The 23,021-nt window shown below is 61.3% G+C and carries 9 protein-coding genes and 1 pseudogene; 3 read left to right on the top strand and 7 right to left on the bottom strand.

All coding sequences use genetic code 11. The features are described from left to right. Positions 1-147: 147 nt before the first annotated feature. Positions 148-768, bottom strand: a complete 621-nt coding sequence (locus IVB54_RS01595; protein WP_247360658.1) for a DUF3238 domain-containing protein — start codon at positions 766-768, stop codon at positions 148-150. Between the two features lie 124 nt (positions 769-892). Here IVB54_RS01595 and IVB54_RS01590 point away from each other — a divergent pair, with 124 nt between their 5' ends. From IVB54_RS01590 to IVB54_RS01580, 3 genes are all read left to right on the top strand, one after another. Continuing rightward, positions 893-1,867, top strand: coding sequence for a hypothetical protein (locus IVB54_RS01590; RefSeq protein ID WP_247360656.1), 975 nt, complete (start codon positions 893-895; stop codon positions 1,865-1,867). 137 nt (positions 1,868-2,004) lie between these two features. Beyond that, positions 2,005-9,732: a methyl-accepting chemotaxis protein gene (locus tag IVB54_RS01585; RefSeq protein WP_247360652.1), complete on the top strand. Its 7,728-nt coding sequence runs from the start codon at positions 2,005-2,007 to the stop codon at positions 9,730-9,732. A gap of 2 nt (positions 9,733-9,734) precedes the next feature. Next, positions 9,735-14,618, top strand: a complete 4,884-nt coding sequence (locus IVB54_RS01580; protein WP_247777046.1) for a hypothetical protein — start codon at positions 9,735-9,737, stop codon at positions 14,616-14,618. On the opposite strand, the gene istB is transcribed toward IVB54_RS01580, so the two are convergent. The 6 genes and pseudogenes from istB to IVB54_RS01550 all read right to left on the bottom strand — a co-directional run bounded on the left by istB (position 14,545) and on the right by IVB54_RS01550 (position 22,999). Beyond that, positions 14,545-15,408, bottom strand: coding sequence for an IS21-like element helper ATPase IstB (istB, locus tag IVB54_RS01575; RefSeq protein ID WP_346658833.1), 864 nt, complete (start codon positions 15,406-15,408; stop codon positions 14,545-14,547). The genes IVB54_RS01580 and istB overlap by 74 nt on opposite strands. 8 nt (positions 15,409-15,416) lie before the next feature. Continuing rightward, positions 15,417-16,907: pseudogene (gene istA, locus IVB54_RS01570) on the bottom strand (IS21 family transposase); the annotation flags it as partial. Positions 16,908-17,488: 581 nt separating this feature from the next. Continuing rightward, on the bottom strand, positions 17,489-18,412 hold the full coding sequence (locus IVB54_RS01565; protein ID WP_247777045.1) for a lipase family protein: 924 nt from the start codon (positions 18,410-18,412) through the stop codon (positions 17,489-17,491). 409 nt (positions 18,413-18,821) lie between these two features. Next, positions 18,822-20,081 (bottom strand): peptidoglycan-binding protein, encoded by a 1,260-nt coding sequence (locus IVB54_RS01560; protein WP_247777044.1) that lies wholly within the window; start codon positions 20,079-20,081, stop codon positions 18,822-18,824. Positions 20,082-20,132: 51 nt separating this feature from the next. Then, positions 20,133-21,431 (bottom strand): TIGR02594 family protein, encoded by a 1,299-nt coding sequence (locus tag IVB54_RS01555; protein WP_247777043.1) that lies wholly within the window; start codon positions 21,429-21,431, stop codon positions 20,133-20,135. Positions 21,432-21,775: 344 nt separating this feature from the next. Then, on the bottom strand, positions 21,776-22,999 hold the full coding sequence (locus IVB54_RS01550) for a trypsin-like peptidase domain-containing protein (RefSeq protein WP_247777042.1): 1,224 nt from the start codon (positions 22,997-22,999) through the stop codon (positions 21,776-21,778). Between the last annotated feature and the right edge of the window lie 22 nt (positions 23,000-23,021).

Raw genomic sequence — 23,021 nt, 5'->3', positions numbered from 1 at the left:
CCCCGAGATGAACCTGCACGGTGCCGGGCGGCTATTTGCTCCCTTGGGCTCTCTGCCGGATCGTCAAAGGCGCTCCGCCTCGATCATAAACGCTTAGCTCGAGCCGTTGCGTCCCTGGTCAGCGTCAGGCTTCGCCGCCGCAATCAATCATGGAAACACCACGCTCCCCGTGACCGGTTTGTTCGGCGGCCCGAACAAACCCCACGGCGTGGCGCCCGGGTCCGGCGATCGCTGAAAAAGCATTTTCGTCGCGCCGTTGAGTGAGGCATACATCTCGAATGCCGGGAACGGCTCGACAAGGCTGCCATTGTCCAGCCTGACGGAGATGCTATTGCCCTGCTTCTCCACGGTGACCTTGACAAGCCAGTCAATGTCAGGCGCGGCAGATCCGGCGCACGGATTACCGGCACCGCCATCGAAGACAAACGAGCATTTCGTCCCGGTGGATGTAGCGCCGTTTATCTTCAGCTTGCCCGAATCCGGCGTCTTATTGCATTTCTCGCTGCCGTCAGTGCACCCCACCTCCACGGTATTGTCGCAATGGTGGTTCTGCGTAGTGAGGCTCATCGTCGCATTATCGACCTCGACCGTCGAACGGGTGCGCGACGAAGCAGTCGGCGAGTTCGAGAAGGTGCGCTGATCGGTCAGGTAGCAATTGGTCAGCGGCGGACCTGGGATCATCGTCTTTCCGCCGCCGTTCGGCACGGGCTTCGTGTAGTTGGCGATGTCCTTGGGGATGAAACTGCAAATCCAAATCTTCAATGCCATCGATTTCTCCGGACTAAAGGTCATTCGGTAGCTTGAAGCAAAAAAACAACTTTGAGTTTGACTTACCCGAGGTTGCATTGATAGTCTTAATTTTTCCGACGGTCTGTTTTTTGGATATTTGAAAATGAGCAACCGTTTTGGGGCCGCTTTCGGAGCAATATTGGCCTTGGTGTTGCTGGCCCTGTTTTCCTGCTCGACCTTCAACCTGATCTTCAAGATCCTCGCCGCGAACAAGGAAGGCTTGGATGCGGCTGCCCTCGAGGGGGCCAAGAAGGCGCTGGATGCTATCGGGCCCGGCTATGTCTACGTCCTCACGACCGTCGGTGGGCTGGTCTCGGCGCTGGTCATCGCGCAGCTCAGCGTGACGAAAGCGGGCGATGCCCCCGGCATCGGAGGTTTCCGCCCGGAGTCTACTGCCGGGATCTGGACCACCAACTCCGTCGTGGGGATATTTCTGTTCGTCTGGATATTTACCGGCGTTACTGCGCTGGTCGTCGGCGTCATGCTCTATCCGAGCGCCAGCAAGACAGTATCCGATCTTGGCACCACCTGGCTCGGTCTCGCTGTCTCGGCTGCGTACGCCTATTTCGGAATAAACCCGGGTGACAAGCCTGCCGAGCAACCCAAGCCCGCGGGCGCCGTAGTGCCGCTCGACCAGCAGCTTCAGGAAATGATCGAAAAAAAGACGATCACCTTCGATCCAGGCAAGGGAGAACTTCAAGACCAGTTGCTGCGAAAGAACACCAGCGGCACCCAGATAACCGGAAAGCTCCAGAAGCTCGTGCTTGAATTGTCGAAGATGTCGTCGCCGGAGAAGCCCGTCCGGATTCGCGACCTGCTGCTGCCGTCCACGGATGCCCTTCACGTTGCGGGGCGGGCCGTCAATATCGGCCCAGATTTCGCAGCCAGCCTGCTTCCGCAGGTCGCAACCGATGCCAAGGTCAAAGAGCTAGGCATCGAAGAGGTCATTTTCGACGCCGCCGTTGTCAACGAGGGTGATCGCAACAAGTGGAACTACGGCGCCGGCGTAAAGCATGAATACGATGCGACGGTTCTCGAAGACCACAAGAACCATATTCACTTTGCCGTGGCCGCCTAGCGCCACGACACAAATGATTTTGAATATGCATCGGGGGCGGTGGTTCGCAGGGGTGTGACGGCCACGGTACCCGGGATCCGGCTTCTCGGCCGGCGTGTTGACGATTTTCGCCTTGGGATTTGCCTTGGGGGGAGTACGTGGCTCTAGCATTCAGGCTTTACGGAAATTTTCATTGGCCGCCGACGCCTGCGCTGACAGACAAAATCGCCAAGGGCGTTGTCGAAATCCATTATGCGGTGAGGCTTGGCGACCCGGAAACTGCGCCGCGCCGCGCTTTTCTGCGCTGGTATCCAACACAGAATGCGGCCGATCCTCCGCAGCCGGCGAACCTGCCGACCGATCATCTTTTCAACATCAGCCCGGAAAACGCAGCCGCCTTGTTCCAGGACGCGACCAAGGAGGTCGCGATTTGGCTCGACACCACCAACCCGCCGGCAAGCCTGACGAAAAACAAGAGCTGGCTGGTGTTTCGCGGCGCCTTCCTATTCGAACAGTATCGAGAACCGAAAGACCAAAGGGGGGCGACGCCTATTCTTGATGTGCAGTGGCCGCTGGTCACGCAATGCCAGTACAAGAGCGGCACGACGGTCCACTCCGCCCTCGGAATTTGCAGCACGGACCGCCCGCTGTTCTATTTCAGCTTTCACCTGCCCTTCCCGGTCCGGCGCACCAGCCGCGACGACGACAAGACCAGGGCTTTCCCGTTTTCTGCCGTCTACAGTCTCGCGCCGGTGCCGGCGGCCCTCCTCGGCATCGACACCCTGGTCGCCGGCTGGAAGAAGGACGACGCACTTCCCAACCTGACACAGCCGCCCAACACGGACGACACATCCTTTCCTTTCCTCGGCAACAGCGCACCGGCAGACAAGAACAAGCAGCTCGGCAAATTCGGCCTCTCGGAATATGGGCTCGGCGCCGGCAACAAATTCGCGCTCTACCGCCGCAAAGCCAGCGTCACCGGCCGGTTCTGGCCGCTGAATCGCAAGGCCGTGGTCCAGGATATCCTCTGGCCGTATGGGATCACGGTATCGGACGCCGACTGGCTGGGTCCGACCAATCTCGGCATCCCCGATTCCAGCCTTCGCTTCGCCTCCATCAGCGCCGGAGACGGCGGCAGGAGCCACCGCAGCGCCCTGATCTATCGTGCGACGGTGACGCAAGCAGCGTCGCACGACACCGACGGCGACGAGTTGCAGGGAGACAGCCGGGGACTGCGCATCCGTCTGAAAGATGAGCTCGACGGCCGGACCGCCGACGGCACCCAGTTCGGGCTTGCGGACGCCAAAACCGGCGAGGACAACGCGAAGGTCGAGGGTTGGCTCGCGACCGGCGGCACGCTTTCGACCGACTGCGAGCTGTCGTGGGAGATTTCGCGCGACAGCATCTGGACCGCCGACCGCGACGCCGACTGGTCGCCTCAGGTCACGATCCGGCTGCATTGGCCAGAGCAGACCGACAAAGCGGGAAAACTGACCGCGGCCGTCGACACTGACACGGTCTTCCGGGCGGGCTTGCTGGCGCAGGCCGCCTATTCGTTCCAGACCGTTCGCGATGCGCTCGAGGCCGGCGAGGCGGGTCAGCCGCACTCCTTCCTTCCCGATCTGGCGACAACGGCAGACCGCAAATGGGTGCGCTTCTCACTCCATGGCACACCGCTTCCGGCACGCTTCAGCGACGCCGACGGCACCATCGCATGGGGCCGGCGGGCGCGCGGAGACGGCGACCAGGCGTGGCGGCGGCCAGGCATGCGGCTCAGCATCACGGACAAGGCGCTTCTGATCGACGGTACCGATGAAACCGGGGACGAGGACAAATTCGAACTCGAAGTCGAAGCGAGCAAGCTGGCCTTCTTTGAGACCGACGACATCAAGCTCACGCTCAACTTGACGCGTGACAAGGACTGGCCGCCGCAGAGTTTCACTGACGTCGATAATGGCCCTGCGTTCTTTGCTTCCTTCGCGGTCAACGCCACAGCAAGCAAGGCCTGGATCGGGCGGCTCTCCTCGCTGCAATTTGCAGGTACGAAAAAGGGCGGCCCAGACAAGAGCGGCTATCTGCGGATCGGCGGACGCGGCACCCGGCTGGGATTGGGCGACGGCGCGCCCATCCTCACCTATCCAGACGGACGCATCGCCGTGGAACTCAGCCTCTCCATCCGGACGGCGCGGGTCGAGCCCAAGGGCGTCGACGTGGCGAGGAACGATCGTACCGAGCGGCCCGCTCCACTTCTGATTCCCCTCGGTCCTCCGCCGACGGATGGCGCCGATCTGCCGGGGCAGTTATGGCTGACCGCGACCGAGACGATTTCGCCGACGCAGGACCGGCGGCTGCAGGCCACCCTCCACGAGGACAGCCCGGAAACCGGTGATCGCACCTATGTGGTGCTGTCGTCCGAGCCCTTCACGATCTTTCGCTTCACCCATCGTTCGCTCTACGACCGCGGCGAGGCAAGCAACGCTTCCGTGGCGGACTATTCCGGCGATGACCGGCTCTGGCAGTACAAGCGCGTTTCCGAATTCTACCACTACGTCCTGCCGCCGCAGGCCGTGGGCGAAAGCGCCGACAAGCCGCGGCGTCTTGAAATTCATGACTTGGTCGATGACAGCGAAACGCCGCCGCGGCCCTTTCTCTATCAGAAAGACCAGCACAACAACGTCATCATAGACAACCACGGAAAGCCGATACCGGACCAGATGCGGCGTCGCGCGGTCGAATTTCGTCTGACGCCGTCGGCGGAAATCTGGATTCATCCGAGCGACGTCGAACGCGGCTATTTCATGCCGGAGTCGACCAGTTACGAAATCTTCCGGCAGCACGGCGAATATGGAGTGGGCGCCGCGCTTGGATTCCTGCGCGCCGAATTCCTCTACGGCCTAGCGGTCGGCATCGATGTCTCGCGCGAGCACTCGATTTCGCGTGGCGCGCGCGTCGCCGAGATCGAAGCGCTGACCGGCAAGCTGACCGGACGTCCACACGAGACCGACGCCGAGGCGCAGCTCGCCGCGCGCTGGAACGCGCTTCGGAGTGCAGTCGCGCGCCGGCCGGAACGGCTGGAAGTCTGGGCGCGCGATCTCGATTCGGCGATCGACTTTACGCCCGCGCGCTTCACCGACGGCGCCCAATTCGCTTTGCGTCACACCGCCCTGCACCGCGCGCCCGTGATCGACCAGTATTCGGCCGATGCTCCGGAAAGCGACACGGACTACGCAGCGCCGCCGAAGATCGGCGGAATCGATCCGGCACAGGTGCCGCCGGAGATGGCCTTCTATCCGCGGCACCATCCGCAGGGTCTGAGCGGCGGCGCGCTGTGGCCGGTCGAATCGCTCAATTTGTTCAGGACGCTGCTGCGCGCGCCGCAATCCAGCGGTGGGGCCATCGAACAGATCGCGCTGTCGCCGATTGGCGGCGATGCCGTGCAGAAGGGCGAATTCCTCGGCGGCAAGGTCAGGATCATCAGCGAGACGCGCAACGGTTTTGTCCAGCGCCAGCAGGTCGAGGTGCTCGGACGCATCTGCGCATTCTGGCATCGCGCCAAGCACGTCGTGGTCTACGAGCGCACGGTCAACCTGCCGCCGCAGTTCGCGCCGAAGCAGGCAGAAGATCCCAACCAGACGCGCTCGCGCCGGCCAATCCTGCGCAAGGTCCGCGAATATATCGAACTGTTGCAGCCGGAGCGCAACTATCCGGACTTCAGCACGGCGGCGCAGCGCAGCGCCGGTTTCCTCGAGCGCGTGCGCTTCAATTCGCGGATCATCAATGTCGACAGCGCCTGGGCTCACGACGTCGGCGACTTCGGCTGGGAAATCCCGCTGTGGAACCGGTTGAGCGCACGCGAACGCCCTCAGGTCTATCCGATGCCCGACATCGCCTTCGTGTCGACCTGCGAAGGCGATGGCGAGAAGCCGGTTGTCGCACAGGAATGCCTCGATCCGGACTACCTGTTCTTCTTCGCCGACTTCAGCACCACGACGACGGCGGAGAGCGACACCTGGGTGTCGCGGCTCAACCTCGACTTCCCCAACATGCCGACTGCGCAGGCGATTGCCGAAACGGCGGATCAGAGATCGTCGAGCCAGCCCGACGACCACCCTTCGGGCTTCGAGCAACGGCGTCCGTCGGTCAGCCGCATCCTTCCCGGACTTCGTCGTTTTACCTGGCGTCTCGCGCCAGCGGCACAAAAGGCGGCCATCAATGCCGGTCGCGCGGAAAAGCCGGTCTATGCGGGTCTCGGCAGCGCGAGCTTCATGCGCGCAACGCACGCAGCCGATGAAGCAAAGACGCTGAAGCCGGACCTCGCGACGCTGCTCGGCTCGGCCGTGTCGCTGGCGGCAAAGGACGAACCGGAGGCAATCCAGGCTCTCAAATATTGGGCGAGTGACGGCACCGGCGGCAGCGACGATTCCCGGAAATATTCTAACGCAATCATGACCCTCCGGGAGGCAATCGAAAAAAAGGACGCTGCTCAAATTTCCCCCGCGCTCGCGGACCTTGCGCAGAAATGGACCGGTCTGCCCGCCACACTCAAGAACGACCTTGGCAAGGGCTTCGATCAGGCAAAAGGCTTCCTTGCCGGCTCGAAGCTGGGCGCCAACTTGCTCGCAGTCGAGAACCCGTGCGACAAACTGAAGAGTGACGCGATAGGCGTCATCAAGCGCAAGGAAATGCTGATCCGGACCGCGTTGCACGACTGGACGGCGGATGCGGAACGAATTCTTCCTGAACTTGAGCACCCGGACGACGAGCCCGACCCTTCCAATACCTTGGGCGGGACGTATCCTCCGCATACAAAAATCAAGACCAAGGCGGAGGCCGTTAACGCTCTTCTCCACGTCGGGGTAAAGTACCTGCGGCCGTTGTTCGATGAAGCGAGCCGGGATGTCGGGAAAGCCAATGAAGGCGTAGAGAAAGCCCGTGCCGTCGTTCTCAATCTCGAGGCAGAGCTCGATGCGACCGTCGATCGCGCCCGGCAGCGCATCGACCAGTTCGTAGCGGGCTACGACCGGGACAAGCCGTGGTCCGACCAGCGCCGCAAGGCGTTTCACGCCGGACTGCGGGCATGCGCGAGCAATATCGAAAGCGACGTCGCCAGCCTGATCGACGAAGCCCGCCAGCACTTCGCCACCGAACTGAATGACGCCAGCCAGGCTGTCGGCGGATATCTCGCCAAAGCACTCGGCGATATCGCGCGAAGCAGGAGCGATGCGCTTTCCGACATCGGATCGCTCAAGGACATCCTGCAGCCCTATCTGAACGATGCCCGCAAGGCCCTGAATACACTGGTCCCGGCTTCCGGAACCGGCACCATCGACAAGGCAATCACCGAGATCGACAAGGCAATAACGGACATTGACGGCAATGCCGGCATCAATGCGGGGCTGAAGGACAAAGCCAACCTCGCACTCAACGGACTGAAAGCGGTGGCCGTCCAGGCGAAGACCGTCGTGGCTTCCGGCCGCGACAGCGTCGAGAGCGCTGCCAACATGGCGGACGATCTCCTGAACCAGGCCGGATCGACAATCAAGGCGGTCGCCGGGCAACTCGGCGGCATCGTCACCTCGCTGGCGGACAAGGCCAGGGATGTGGTCGAGGTTGCGCAGGAGCTCTCCGACGCGGGCTTTGCCGCCGTCAAGGATCAGCTTCTGGCGATCTGGCCGAAAGTCGACGCCGAACTCGGCAATCTCAAAACCGCCGTCGAGACCACGATCAAGCCGATCGAAAACGAACTGGTCAACCTCGGCACGCTGCTCGACTTTGTCGTCGAAAAGACGACGAAACGCGTGCAGAGCGCGGTCGATGAGTTCCGCGCGGACGTGCACACCCTCGAAGGCAGCCTCAACGGCCTGATCGGAGACATTCAGGGAGCCCTCAGCGCCGTGCAACTCGCGCTGGCGCCGCAAAGCCTGCTGCAAACCGCCGTGAGGGAGTATGTGCTTCGCCCCGCTCTCGAAGAGGTATTGAAGCCCCTGAGTGACGGAGATTTCCAGGATACCCAAACGGCGCTCAAGCTGATTCGGGAGAATCTTTTTGCGCTGAGCGACGCCATCGAAGCGCCGATCCGAAAGCTTGACGTCAAGGTGCTCGGTGCGCTCGAGCAGGTGTCCAGCGCCTGTAGCGCAGCCTTTGACACCGTCGACAAGGCAAAAAGCTATCTTGAAGACCTCGCCAAGGACGGCAAGGCCTATTTCGACAAGAAAGTCGGCGACCTGCAGAACGTATTCACTGGCCTCGACAGCCGGATCAGGCAAACACTCGGCAGCGCCGAGACACTCGCCCGCGAGGGTGAGGATCTGATCGCCGCCGTCAATGCGTTCGACCATTCGGTTCGCGGGCTGCAGAACGATCTGGCGCGGTCGACCGAGACCGCTCGCATGTATGCCGATCGGGTCTTCACCGCCGCCAGCCGGCTCGATGCCGGCGGATTGATGGCCGCCCCGAGCAATATCCTCAAGCTCTATTCCGCCGTCACCACCGCGCCGGAAATCGCCGCGCTGAAGGCCGACATCGACCGCATCCGGTCCGGGTATGACGAGCTCAGCGACATCGTCCAGACCACCAAGGCCAATGCGCTGTTCAACCGGCTCGGCGACGAATTGAAGGCGCTCGGGCTTTCGCTGCCGTTCGACAAGATCGGCGACCGCCTGCTGCCGGCCGACCTTCCCAATTTCGATATCGGCAAGGTGTTCCGCAATTTCGGCGGCAGCAAGCTCGACAACCTTCTCAAGGGCTACAAGATCCCGTCCGGCGTCGGCGACGCGGTGCGGCTCACCCATGATTTCGACAAGAAGCAGGCGCGGGCCTGGGTCCAGGTCGACATCGACGCGCCGATGGGCGGCCGCCGCAGCCTGTTCTCGATCGGCGTCTTCAAGGCCGACTTCGTCGACATGCGGCTGACCGGGCAGGTCCGGCTCGAGGCCTCGAAGGACCAGGACAAGGTAACCGAGACCGGCTTTGGCCGCATCGGCACCGTGGTCGATCTCGTTGTCGGCGGCCAGTCGATGGTGCGGTTCGAGAACTTCGCGCTGAATTTCACCCGCGAATCGGGCCTGAAGATCGAATTCGATCCGAAGAATATCCGTCTCAACCCGACGTTCCAGTTCATCCAGGATTTCCTGGGGACGCTGTTTCCCAACAAGGTCGGCGGCCTGCAACTCATCAAGCTGAACGGAATTCCCGTCGGCGTGCAGCATGACTTCGCACTGCCGCCGATATCGCTGAATTTCGGCACCAGCGGCGTCTCGAACATCTCGATCGAGAATCACTTCAAGCTGCTGGCGTTTCCGGATTTCCTGCTGTCCAACCGCTTCAATCTGTCGACGATCGAGCGGCCCTTCATCTTCTCCATCTTCATCATCGGCGGCGCCGGCTACATCCAGATCGAGGCCGAGTACCGCCCGTTCGACAAGGAGCTCACCGTCACGGTCGAGGCGGGCGCCGGCGGCTCGGCGTCGCTCGCTTTCGCGTTCGGCCCGTTCGTAGGCCAGGTCTTCATCACGCTGTCGGGCACTCTCTCCTACCGCAAGGTGATCGGCAAGCCGGGCGGCGGCCTGTCGATTTCGGCCGTCCTCGTCATCTGCGGCCACGTCGACGTCGCCGGCCTCGTCACCATCGGCATCGTGCTGATGCTGCGAATGACCTACCGCGACGACGGGCAGGTCGACGCCGACGGTTCGCTCACCGTCGAGATCCGCATCTCCAAATTCTTCAAGATCACCGCGCACGCCAACGCCAAGTACAAGATGCGCGGCGGCAAGTCCGAGACGTCGGTCAGCGCCGACGCCAGCGTCGAGCCGACCGATCCGAAGCTCAAGGCCAACATCGACAAATTGCAGAGCGCCGCCAAGACGCTTGATGCGGCGAGGAAGTAGACATGGCGTTGCCTAACCCGATTCTTCAATGTCTGGTCGACCAGGAGCCGACCGCATTTCACTCGAGCGACGCAAGTCAGGAAACCTTTTCCTTCGCCGTCAATCTGAGCCTGGATTGCGTCGGAACGACCGCGGGAGATGTCAAGGTCGAAGAGGACGAAGGCAAGCAGCAGTATCTCGATTTTCTCTCGGCGGCTCTCAAAGTAGAATTCCATCTGTACGAGGTGTCGTCCGGACCCGGATGGCAGCTCGACTATGCCGGTCCTGTCCACAGCACGTCCGGTAGCCTTGCGACCGAGAACCCGAAAGTTCTGCGCGACTGGCTCGACAGCCAGAAGCCGACCACCGGGACGGACAGGTACTGGACCAGCCTGTCTTCCCAGGCCCGCATCGTCGTCGACGCTGACGATGCGAACGCGAGCCACCGGTTGCGCGCGGCGCAGTCCTGGAACGCGCCGGTCGCGCACCGGTTCGGCCTGACGCATGTCGTTCGGGTCGCAAGGGACAGAATCGCCGCCGGGAAATTCGTCATCCTGCCCTATTTCACTCACCTCACCGGTGCGCCAGCGGTGCCTGGTTTCGTGCTTGAGCACACCGGAGACGAAGTCGTCCTCGATTACGACTACGATCCGCAAGGCGGATTCGGGAACGTGACCGGCCGCGCCAATCTGATCGGCGAAGGGATCACCAAACCGTTCTCTCCGTCCACAATCGATTCGAATTTCACGGACGACGGATATATCAAGGTCGATGGCGACGCCGAGAACGTGCGCCGTCTGCTTGTCTGGCTGGAGGAACGCGCGGCATCGCTGATGACCGCCAATTACGGGCTGTTTCCGCACGGAACCAGCGCGGATGACACCGAAGCCTTCGAACAACTGTTCAAGATTCAGATCAGGACGGTGGAGCAGCCCAACAAGCCGACCGAGTTCTATTGGGATGGCAAGGCAGCATCGTGGTACGCCGCAACGCGACTGGTTTCGGCCCTCGACAATCTGGTCTTCGCCCTGCTCAAGCCCGTTCCTCCGACGTCCGGCGCCGGGGTCGGGGCCAGCGAAGGCGAGGTACTTGCGCCCTTTGTATCAGCATTGATCGCGCGCATCGAACGGGAGTTTGCCTCACCAGATCCGGAGCTGGTTGACAGATCTGGCCTCGCAGCGGCGATCCGACATGTGATCGTCGCAGGCAGCCCTTTGATGTCAAGAAGGGGTGGTACGCCGGACCAGAAAGATGCGCTTTTCGTCAAAGCGCTGCGGCACGTCTACGGCTTGCCCGCCGCGCCAAAAGTGTTCGACGAGCAGACACTCGTTACCGCGCTGCTCGAGGATTTTCAGACGCCAGGCCAGAAGATCGACGATGCGTCGGCCAATTATCTGATCTCGATCAAGGGCCAGACGGCGCAAACCATGTCACGGGCGTTGCTTGAACTCGAGCAGGCTCTTCACGACGAAGCCGGAGCGGAAGCGGCGATCGTCCGTCTGATCGAAACCGTCGAAACAACGGCAGACGGCTCGTCACCGGTCCCCAGCGACAGGCTTTCGGCATTGCTTGCGAACGAAATCACACACGACGCCAATTTGCGCCCGCTGGTCCAGCGTGCTGTCGATGCGGCCTGGACCGACTACCGGGCCTTGCTCGACAGTCCCTTCAATGGCGCTGAAGCAATCCGGCGCGCGGCCGGAAGCACGTTTGTCCTGGCATTGTTGAGCTACGCAGAAGATCATCCAAGCACCAAAAAGAAAAAACCCCGCACGACTTCCGCCTATCTTCTAAAGCTTCTGCGCACAAGCTCGTTTTACGAGGCCCGCTTCTTCAACAAGCCGAAACAACTGCCGGGCCTAACGGATGTTCTCATCCAGCCCGACATCGCCAGAGTACCAGCCACTGCGTACTTTGCCTTGCGGCTTCAATTGCGAATGGCGTTTTACGGGGCCATCGAACCGCTGAAATTCCTCAATGACCCGAGCGCCCGGTTCATTCCCGACCGCGCGCCGCAGCCGCTGGCCATTCAGATCGCGGCCAACATCAACGGCAGCAAGGTCGACGAGTTCGCCAAACACCTCAATGGCATCGCCGTCGCCGTCCAGCGCGTGGACAGTCCCGGGGCGGACTTGTGGGCGCATGCGAACCTGACGGACCTCGGCTGGACGCCGCCGACCGCGGGTCACGACGATCCGATCGACGTCAAGGCCGCCATTCATCCCATGCTGCCCGCGACAAGCAACGGCCGCAGCCCGATGTTCATCGAGTATCAGGGATTTCCGTTCTCCGATCGCGCGATCGATGCCCGCATCATCGACAGCGATTCCGAGCCGCACGACGCAAAACGGCAGCCATTCTATCGGCACGATCCTCACACCGACGAGGACGGATTCGCCAAGGTCCCTCGTTTGGCCTATGGCCGGGCGTTCAACACCTTCAGCTTCGTCACCACCAACGCCGGAACGCTTCCGCTTGCCCTGCAACTGGACCCGGCTTCGCCGTGGATGCCGAAAGCCGGGCCGCCACAGCCGGGCCCCGCAGCGCCACCGCTGCCGGAACCGCCACCGTCGCCTCTGCTTGTTGGAACCGCACCGTATCAGCGTCGCACCGCGATTGCGCAGATGACGGTGGCGGAGATGCCGGCAACCGGCCGCGCGCCGCGGATCGGCGCGGAGATCGCAGGCGTGACCCCGCTTGCAAAGGACTATCCGCGCGTAGCCCTGCTCGCTCACCCGAAAGAATCCGCGGTCCGGGATATCCTGCGCGAAGCCGACGGCAGCGGAAAGATGGCCGCCAGGCAGAATTCCGAATGGCGGCTCAGCGACATCGAATTCGACGGCGTTCCCGAAACGCTGACCCTGCGGTTCTTCGACCGGCCGGCGAAATTTCCTTCCGATTCCGGCGATGCGACGTTCGTGATCAATGAAGCGACGGTGCCCGGTTTCACTGCCATTTCGGAAATAGCTGTCCGCGTTGAATTCAGGGTGAAGAAGTCAGGATCGTTCGAGCGCTGGCTGAACGTCAGGTGCGGCGGGACAACACTCGACCCGCAACAACTGGCCGATAGCGACAGCGTCGCCGGCTGGCTGCGTCTGGTGCTCGACACCGCCGGCGACGGGAAGCGGGCGACGATGACGTTTGCCAATATCGACGCGCAGAAGAGCGACAACGTCAGCGATCCGCTGCTGCTGCTGGCCCCGAAGGAAGCCGGCACGAAATTCTGGAAGCAAGGGCTCGCGGACCCCGTTAACGTCGCGGTTTCGACGCCACGGGTCGGCTATCTCGATTTCGAGCGGTGGTTCGCCAATGCCGACCTGCGGGAGGATATGTTCTTCCGGCCGGGAGACGAGCAGTCCATCAAAGATGCGGTCAAGCTATTTGAGAAGGCCTTGATCTCGGCTTACGTCATGCGTCACCTCGACCCTGGGCTTGCGGCATCGATCGACAGGCTGCCTGACCCGGCGGTCGAACAAATTCAGATTGAACTGGCGCTCCACGATACGCTGACCGGGCATGAGCCTGCGCTTGGCGTCACGCGTCAGACCCTTCCGCTCAAGGAAACGCTTGGCAAGTTTGCACGCGAGTTCCACGATCTCATCGACCGGATGATCGCAAAAGAAAAAGTGAAGTACCGGGATATCGATGAAAGCGACAGAGACGATCCGCCCTGGACGCCACGCCGTCTGCGGCTCTACGTCCTCGATCCACTGGACAAGCTGTTTCAGTTCAAGGTCGCCTTGCAATCCGGAGATTCGGTAGATCTGGCGAACCTGCATCAAGATCCTCCGGCTTTCTCGGCGACCGTTCCGGAAGGTATCGTTGCCCGCCTGTCGATCGACTCTCTGGTTCCGAGCGAACGCTTCGAGAAAAACAGCGATCATCCGTCGGTTTTCCACCCGGGGCTGATGCAGTATGCGCTACGCAAGCTGCAGGGCAAATATCTGGCATTCCCGGCAGCCGCGGTTCGCATCGAGACCATGCGCGACGGAATGTCCGAGCTCGCGACCGACGACCCGACACAGGATCGCAACCAGCCGGCGATGGAACTGGCAGCCGCCATGATTGCTGCCGAGGGCATCGAACGCACGCGCCGGTTCGATCTGATGACATCGGCGCTTCCAGCGGGCGCCGACGCCGCCCGCCACTGGCGGCTGCTCGCCGAGATCGACGTCACGACGCAACGCTGGCGGAATACGGGACGGCCGATCTATCATTTTCTAAATCCCCGCCAGTACAGATTCGACGGAAAGCCGGCCAAAGACGCCGTTCCGCACCCGACGCTTCGGCTCGAGTTCGGCGACGACGGCAAGGACGAGCTTGCCCAGTTCGAGCTCGAAGCGTTCTTCGACCGTCCGGACATCGATGCACAGACCATCACCAAGACCCTCGACCCGCTGCCGGCCAGGACCAAGCTTCAGGAACACTACTGGAATCCGGAGTCCGCCAGCTATTTCCGCCATCGCTTCAGGCTGCGATCCCGCTATGCCGGTGCGCTGCGGGAACGCAGCCGCGGTGAAGCCATCGCCTGGCCCACGCAGGACCCGACCAGGCAGGCGGCCGCGCAGCCAAAGACGCTCGCGCATCACTGGACCATGCGGGTTGCCATGCTGGCAGATCTGTCGCGCATCCAATTGACCCGTCCGCAGTTGCGCGCCCTCATCCCGCTCACCACGACCCCCGGTGACGAGGACGATCGAACCCCGGCGCCACCCGTCGCCGCCATACTGCAGGAGCCGCCCTTTGCGCGCGGCGGCCTTGCCGACCGCATCGCTTCGGAGGTCAAGACCGGCTTCAGCTATGGCTTCAAGACGGATGTTCTCGAGATTCTTGTCAATCGGCGTTCAAATTTGACCCCGTATCGGCGTCCAATTTTGACCCCTTCGAGCGGCGGGTTTTGGCGGTAGCGCTCGCACCGTCGGAGCTGGTCGGGGTTGCGGAGACGGTGCGAGCGCGGGTTGCGTGATCGTCGTCGCGGCTTTTGAAGCGCCAGCTGTCGTTGCCGGTCTCGACGATGTCGCAATGGTGGGTCAGGCGATCTAGAAGCGCGGTGGTCATTTTGGCGTCGCCGAAGACGCTGGGCCATTCACCGAACGCGAGATTGGTGGTGACGACGATGGACGTGCGCTCGTAGAGCCGGCTGACGAGGTGGAACAGGAGCTGGCCGCCGGATTGGGCGAACGGTAGATAACCGAGTTCGTCGAGGACGATGAAGTCCATCCGGGTCAAATGCTCGGCAATCCGACCTTGCCGTCCATTGCGGGTCTCGATCTCCAGACGGTTGACGAGGTCGACCACGTTGTAGAAGCGGCCGCGGGCACCGGATCGGATGCAGCTTCTGGCGATTGCGATGGCCATATGTGTTTTGCCGGTGCCGGTACCGCCGATCAGCACGGCGTTACGTTGCTGGGCGATGAAGCCGCCGCCGGCGAGATCATTGACCAGCGTCTGGTTGATGGGTGTGCCTTCGAACTGGAAGTCCTCGAGATCCTTGGCCAGCGGCAGCTTGGCGATGGTGAGCTGGTACTTAATCGAGCGGGCCTGCTTCTCGTTGATCTCGGCGTTGAGCAGGTCGCCGACAATGCGCTGGGGTTCGTGCTGGCGTTTGACAGCGGTCGCCATGATCTCGTCGAAGGCAGCCTTCATGCCGTAGAGTTTGAGCTCGCCCATGAGGTCGAAGAGTTGAGTACGTTCCATCAGATGGTTCTCCTGAGGTTGTCGTAACGGGCACAGTCGGCGATCGGGGCGTGGCGCAATGTCAGTGCGGCCGGGGTGAGAATGTTGGCTGGCGGCGCAGGATCACGCTGGCGGGCCAGGATGTTGAGCACGACATCGGCGGAATGAACGCCGTGAGCGATCGCCTCGGCGCAGGCTGCTTCGACGGCCGGCAAGCCGTCGGTCAGAACCGCGTTGAGGATATCGACCATCTGCCGGTTGCCATCGTCGGCACTGGTAAGCTTACGCCGCACACGTTCGATCGCAGCCGGAAGCACCCAGTCCTTGAAGGGAGCGCCGTTGCGCAAGGCACCGGGTTTGCGAGCCAGTACCGGCACGTAATGCCAGGGATCATAGGTCGTCTCGCCGCGGCCGAACGAGCGAGCATGCTCGGCAACGATGCGTCCGTCCTGACGGATCACAATGCGGTCGGCGTAGGCGTGAACCTCGACAGGCCGCCCGACAGCGTTGGCCGTGACCGAGTATTTATTGTTGTCGAACCGCACCAGACAGGTCGTCGAGACCGATGCCGGCACCGCGTGGAATCCGTCGAACCGGCCGGCATAGGGAACGAGCTTCGGCCGCTCGGCTTCGAACACCTCCCAGACCGTCTGTTCGGCCAGTTCTGGATGCCGGTGCGCCTTGGCGTAGGCGATGCACTTGTCCAGCAGCCACGCGTTCAACTCGTCGAGGGTTTTGAACCGCAGCCGCGGCGTGAAGAAGCGCTCCCGGACAAGCCCAACCTGGTTCTCGACCTGGCCCTTCTCCCAACCCGACGCTGGCGTGCAGGCAACCGGATCGACCAGGTAGTGGCTGCACATCTGCATGAAGCGGCGATTGTAGAGACGCCCTTTGCCGACGAAGATCGTCTCCACCGCCGTCTTCATGTTGTCGTAGATGCCGCGCACGCAGGTGCCCTTGAACAGGGCGAACGCCCGGTCGTGGGCGTCGAACACCATCTCCTGTGTCTCGCGCGGATAGCAACGCACGAACAGCATCCGGCTGTGGCAGAGCCGGACATGGGCGGCCTTCACCATCACCGTCACGCCATTGAGCAGGACGACCTCGTGGCTCCAGTCAAACTGGTAAGCTTCTCCGGGCGCAAAGCTAAGCGGGACGTAGGCAGCGGCCGTGGATTGTCCGCGCTCCTTGCTCCATCGCCTGGCGTAGCGCCGCACGGCGTCGTAACCGCCGTCATAGCCGCGCTCACGCAGCTCCTCGAACATCCGGATCAATGTCAGTTGCTCGCGAGCGGACTTGCCCGCGTTCCCTGACAACAACCCGTCGAGTTCTGCTGCCCATCGTCCCAGCTTCGGCCGCGGCTGGACAACACGCTCGTACTCGAATGAGGTCTCTCCCGATCTCAGCACCTTCCGGACTGTGTTCCGCGACACCTTCAGGTCACGGGCGATCTCCTTGATCGTCTTGCCCTTGATGAAGTGCTCGCGCCGTATCCGGGCGATTGTCTCCACGATCAGCATCCCCGACCACCTGCTTCATGACGAAGCAGGCAGCGCAACAGACCAACCTGTAGGGGGTCAATTTTGGACGCCGATCCCCCGGCTTAGGGGGTCAATATTGCAGGCCGAATGACAATATGCCTGGCGCGTCACGCAGCCTCAGCCCACTGCCAATGTCATTTGCGCCCGCTTGGGTGGCGAATGGGGGACATCCGGTTGCTGGCCGTGGGGGGCACGTCCTTCTCATCGCTGCCGCGGCTGGGATTCAGCGGACTCCTCCGCGAGGGTGTCGAATACACCGCCGCAGACCTGTAGCTCATAGGGTTGTCCGTGTAGACGCGCCGAGCAGACGAGCGACTAACATATCCATCGCCTTCCGGACCACGGGCGGAGACATTTTGGATCGAGGTCGCCGCCTAAATGTGGTAAACGAGAGCTTAAGTGGTGCTACACCGTGGTGCTACACTGTCAAAGATCGACGGTTCTAGATCCGCTTGATTTTGAAGGATTTTTCCGTCACTGCACTTAGGTGGCGGAGGGAGAGGAACCGGGTTCGAACCTTCTCCGCGCTTCCGACGCGTCGGACGTACTCTGGCGTATTGCTAAGGAGCTAGAGCTGTCCAGTAAGAATCCTGCAGGTGATCCCGTATTTCAGGTGGAATAAAGCGAAAGATCGTACCGAACGTGCCCGGTCCGGTTGGCGACAAAATACGTCCAGCCAAAACATTGCTCACTCCGCGCCGGAACATGTTGGGAAGCTGCTCACCAAATGAAGGATCGTCCGAACCGATCGGCGACAGTGGCATCGCCCTATCGAATTTCGCTCCGGCGTCGCATTGAAGCACGCGGCCTACATGGCGAAATCCGGCGAATGATGGCGGGACTCGTGCGACGAGATCGATCCCGTGCACCAGCCGATAGGTTCGCGCACCCAGGCTCGCATCATAGCTTGACTCGAATTTCTCCCCACCAACGCGCGGCATGCCGAACGCATAAACCGCGCTCGGCGGCGACCCCTCCTCAAGGGCCATCTGGGCCGCTAGCGCTGCGAGCGCGGCGCCTAGGCTGTGGCCGGTGATGAATAGCGGCTTCTGTGACTGCTGGGAAAGACGGACTGCCTGTTCGACCTCAGACTGAGCGGCAGCTGCGGCCAGCCGGAAGCCTTCGTGTATGTCGGAACCGGCCTGCGGTAAGGGCGTAAAATCCGTCGCGAGATTTTGCCAGATGCCTGGATCGGTTCCCGCGAACGCAAGGATCACTGCACCGGCTCGCTCACCGATAAGCCCGCAGGTTTCAAAACTGCCTTTCAGGCTAGTCTTGTGTTTGATGAAAGAGGCGACAGACTTAAAATCCCATGCTCGCGAGACTATTTCAATCGTCGGCATCCGATGAGTCTCGTAAGCAAGCTGCGCGAGCCACATCATCGCGCGTGCGTTACCGATTTCGAAGCCAGCTGCCGCCGGATCGAAGCTCTTGAAAGCAGCGAGATCATACTCTTCCGGAGCGATTTCGACGAATGTACTCATGATATACTCACTCCCGCGAAGACCAGATGTGAAACCGAAACTCGGATAACGGTTCTAGTGCGCAGCCCTCTCGGAGAAACGGCAAGGCTTGGAGGACTGTATCGCCCGCTCGGAGTGACAAGCAAAGGTGATTTCTCTGCGATAGCCATCAGAAAAACAGCATCCGGAATGCCCGTGTCGGGAACTCCCTTTGCCGCAGAAAATGCGACATCGCGTCTCACGTTAAACCCAAAAAGACTGCGGGTCGTATAGTTCAAACGGAAGCTTTACCAGGAAGCTCATAGCCCTCCATTCAATTGACAACGCGTCCAATTGCATCCGTCGTCCTGTCTGCTAACAGTTGTTGCGTCGGGCAAAAGGCTAACTGCGATGCCTTTGACACCGACGCGCTGTACCCCGTATGGACGTGTCACTTCGGCTTGGCGGCGATTATGCCAAACGCCTGGATCGCGCGGTCTATTTTCGCGGTCCCGCCAAGAGCACCGAACGCGGTTATAAGGATTGTCAGGATCTGACCAGTTGGGGTCGCCACGCCGACCACCCCGACTGCCTTTAAAATTGCTAATACTACGTAAGCGACCACCGAGAGCGCTGTTTTCTTTCCCACAAGTGTCTCGCCGCCCAGTGCCTTGTCGATCGGAGAAAGAATCGGGGTGGTGGGTACGGCGGCGCCCGTCTGACCATTAATCAACGCACCAATGATGACATGCAGCAGGTCGGTGCCCGACTCCGACGACGACGTTCCGATAGGCACGCCCGGTGCAGGTGCGCGCGCCTTGAGCGCGTTAACGAGGGCGAGCAGTACGTCAGCCTGCTTGAAACCTTCAACGGGAGAGCGGCGCGGCCCGCTCGCCAGCGCCTGCAATGTGGCCTGATCAGCAACGCCGGTAGGTGGGAGGCTAGTTGAGAGTTGAAATGCCCTCACTGCTGCCGCGGTGTTGTTTCCAAAATCGCCATCGATGTCGCCTACCTGAAATCCTTGCCTTGCGAGCGCGGTTTGCAGCTGCCGCACAGGATCGCCTTTCGCGCCCATCTGAAGACCAGCGACGGCGCCGATCTGCGGAACTCGCCCATCGAGGGCACCATCCAAGCGAATCGACGAATCAAGCTCCATCAGCATCTTCAAAATCGGCATAGTGCCGCACTGCTTGTCATTAGCGTCCGGATCAAAATGGCCGTCGGCGACATACTTGCCGCACTCATAGTTGGTAGAGAACGACCAAAGATATGGCGATCTCACTTGCGGATGATGATTGCGATATCCGAAACCATTGTATCTTTCGATTTCGAAACAGGCTCGCTCGACCGTCCAGTTGGGCACCACGTGCAACGAGTGGGGCGGCATCGTGAGCGCGTCAACAGCACTTTCCTCCCAACTGGAAAAGGGGCCGCGGTCCTTCGGCACCAAGCTAGTTAGCTTGCCGGTACCGATGATGCGCTCTCCATTGTGGAGAACGCCCGCGAAGTCGGCGCTTGCCTCACGCTGATGCAGAACCGCGATGATATGCCATGGCACAAGGACTTTGGAGGCAACCTGTTGGTACCGCGGCTTTAGCGCAATCAGCCGATTGGCAATGGCATTGACCTCCGTCAGCCGCTCGGGTCGAATCCGCATGCGCTGCCAAAGATCTGCGTATTCAGCCCTTAAGCCGTCGAATGTGTTTGCCATGATCGACCTTCGTGTTTCCACCGAGGCTGGCCGATGGGGCTTTGCGCGCACCTATTTGAGTGCGGATGGCGCCTTAGCTGCCATGATGCCCAGCATCTGCACAACGCGATCAAACTTGCCGAGAAGCCCGAGCCCGCCGAGAGATCCAATCAATGTCGTGAGAATCTGGCCGGTGGGAGTAGCAGTTGGTCCGGTGGCCGTACCGGCGACATCGACGGCCTGCAGGATGGCCAAGATCGCATACGCCAGGATCGCCAAAGGTGTCTTTTTTCCCTGGAGCGCCTCACCTCCAAGTACCTTATCGATCGGGGACATCACTGCCGGAGCCGTTCCGGTCGGCGATTCGGGGGCGGGAGCAAGTTGCTTCCCGGACAATGCTGCTAGAGCGATTTGCAGCAGCTGTGACGTGTCGACGCCCGCCGCGGCCGATGGGACACTGCCGGGGGCAACCGCCGGCTGATGTCTGGCTGCGAGAACCTCGAACAGGGGCTTCAGGATGTCCTGCGGCCGCATGGTGGCTCCTCCGTCTGCTGCAATTACTCCGGGTACGGACGGTATTGTCGGAATGACCGGGAGAGCCGGGTCAGACACAAACAATCCCAAATGCCGCAGGGTATCAGCGTCGGCGTTGCCAGTAACTGAAAGGCGTCTCGTACCCTGAAAATTGCTCACCGCGAAAGCCGTGAGGGGCCCGTATTCTCCGTCGATCTCACCCGGTTGAAAGCCCGAGCGGGCGAGCGCTTCCTGTAAAGCGCGGACGCGTGGGCCGCTCGTACCTTCCGAGAGTATTTCAGTCGCCCGCACCTCACGAGGCCCGATCGTCGCAGTCGTCGCCGCGCCTATTCCGAGCACGTGCGGGGGCGCACTGCCTGCGTCAATTGTCAGGATGTTGGGCAGCGTCGTATCGGTTGGCAATGGGGCTGTTTCCGTCGGAAGCCGATAGGCCAAGACTCGACTCTTGGGGAACGACGCCATGGTCACGGCGTCGCCCTGATTGCCACCGAGTACGATGACGTGATCCCCGTCATCATGATCATAGAATGCCACGTGTCCGGTGCTTGCCTTCGGACTACCTCGCGTGAAGACTACAATGCAACCGCGCTGCGGCGCATTCTTCAAGTCCTCGCCAAAGTTCTGATAACTGCGGGCGCCAAGGCTGCCCGAGCTGCGATAACCTGATAGGCGCAGACAGGCACCGACGAAAGCCGCACACCAAGGGGTTTCATCATCCTTGACTTCCGGGTGACCGGAGATCCGAAACGTCTCGACAATCTTTGGATTGTCCACCGAGCCATGAACTTCGGTAAGGCCCTTGAAATGCATTGCAACAGAAAACCAGGGTGATTGCATCTGTTTCCCCCTAGGCACAAAAAAATAGTACACTCCTGTGCCGCAAGCAAAGCAAGTACTTTTTCGCTATACAACCTGCCTTCTGCGCAGACCCAGATGCTAGCATGATGGTGGCCAAAATCCTCATCGCAATCACTGACGCCTCAAGTGGTTGCAATCGCGGGCGCCGGAAGAAACTGGCTTATAGGCACAGAGGCCTGCAGCGACGCCTTCTGACCAAACCCGGTAAGCTTAGAAATGCAGCCACGAGGGCGCCTCGCAATTCTTCCTCTTGCCCGCGTCGGTGCCGCACTTCGCTTATGAGCCAATTAGAGTTCTTTCGATCAATCCTTTCCGCTCGTCACTCATGGCACGAACGTCGCCGAAAAATTAGAGAGCTTATCGCGCAGGCGCGCCGCAACGTGAGCCCAGTTCTGCTCACGATTGGCACCGGCAAAATGCAGGGCCACGACCCGGAAGCCGTCTCCGCTTAGGTCAGCAACGCAGGAACCCGAATTGCCGCCGAGCGTGCTGACGTCATGCGCGCATATCCAATTCTGTTCGTCGCGAGCGACCTCGCCAGCGCCTATCCTTACCGTGCCCGGCGCCAACCGTTTCACCCCAAACTTGTTGTTGAAGAGGGTTGAGATAACCTGTGTGGTCTCGTGTCCGGTCGGCGGGTTGCCGTCAAACGCCCAAATCCGCGGCTCTCCCGGAAAGCCAACCACGTAGAGGTCGCCGCGCGCTTTCGGCTGCACTGTATCGGTCTCGAACGTGACCGGCATCGGAAATGGATTTGTGGGGTTGCTGGCGGGATCGACACGCAGGATCGCCATGTCCAGATGCGCGAAATTGATGCTGCGATTGATTGGATCGGGCCCAGCAAAGGCGACGCCTGTGACCTTGAACTTGGTGGCGGCGGCCGCGCCGTCCTCACCGACGAAATCGACCGTGGTTTCGTCCGGCCAATTCAGCGTCCAGGTACCGGCGGCGTCCTGGGTCGCAATCTCCTCGAGCACGTGCCGATTGGTCATCACTAGGCCTTCGGCGACCACAAAGCATGTACCGGCGAACCATGGCCTGACCGGAACATCGATGCGCCCGACCGACGATATCACCTTGCGGATCACGTTCTGGAAACGGTGCAGGCCCAAGCCCCAGTCGCCGATATCCGGCGCATTGAGGTCGACAAAGCCATCGCGAACGAACAGGCTCGGGCGCTCGCCGTTGGTCAGAATGACGGCTTCCAGACCGATCTGTTCGCCGAGCGTGAAATTCTGCGGCGGTTCGCCCTGGTTGACCTTGGCGAGACCCGAGCGCGCACCGGCTAAAACTTCATCCTTGATCGCGTCTTGCTCGACTTTAGGTACCGCCGGATGTAAGGTGGCCAGCGCCTCATCCAACCGGTCTAGCCGCTCGCGCTCGCTAGGGCCTGCGTGGGTGGCGCTAGCCGCATCATCCGTCCCCGTCGCCTCAAACGTGCTCTCCAGTCCGCTCTCTAGCCCGCCCCGACGCCTCGGCCGCCGCAGTAGCGAGGCGCTCTCGCCGACGCTTTCGGCATCGGCCTTACGACGCCAATCGATCTTCATGCGATCCCTCCACACTGTCCGG

Source organism: Bradyrhizobium sp. CW1, assembly GCF_023100665.1.
In the GTDB taxonomy this organism is placed as follows: Bacteria; Pseudomonadota; Alphaproteobacteria; order Rhizobiales; family Xanthobacteraceae; genus Bradyrhizobium; species Bradyrhizobium canariense_D.
This window is presented reverse-complemented; position numbering and strand designations above follow the sequence as displayed.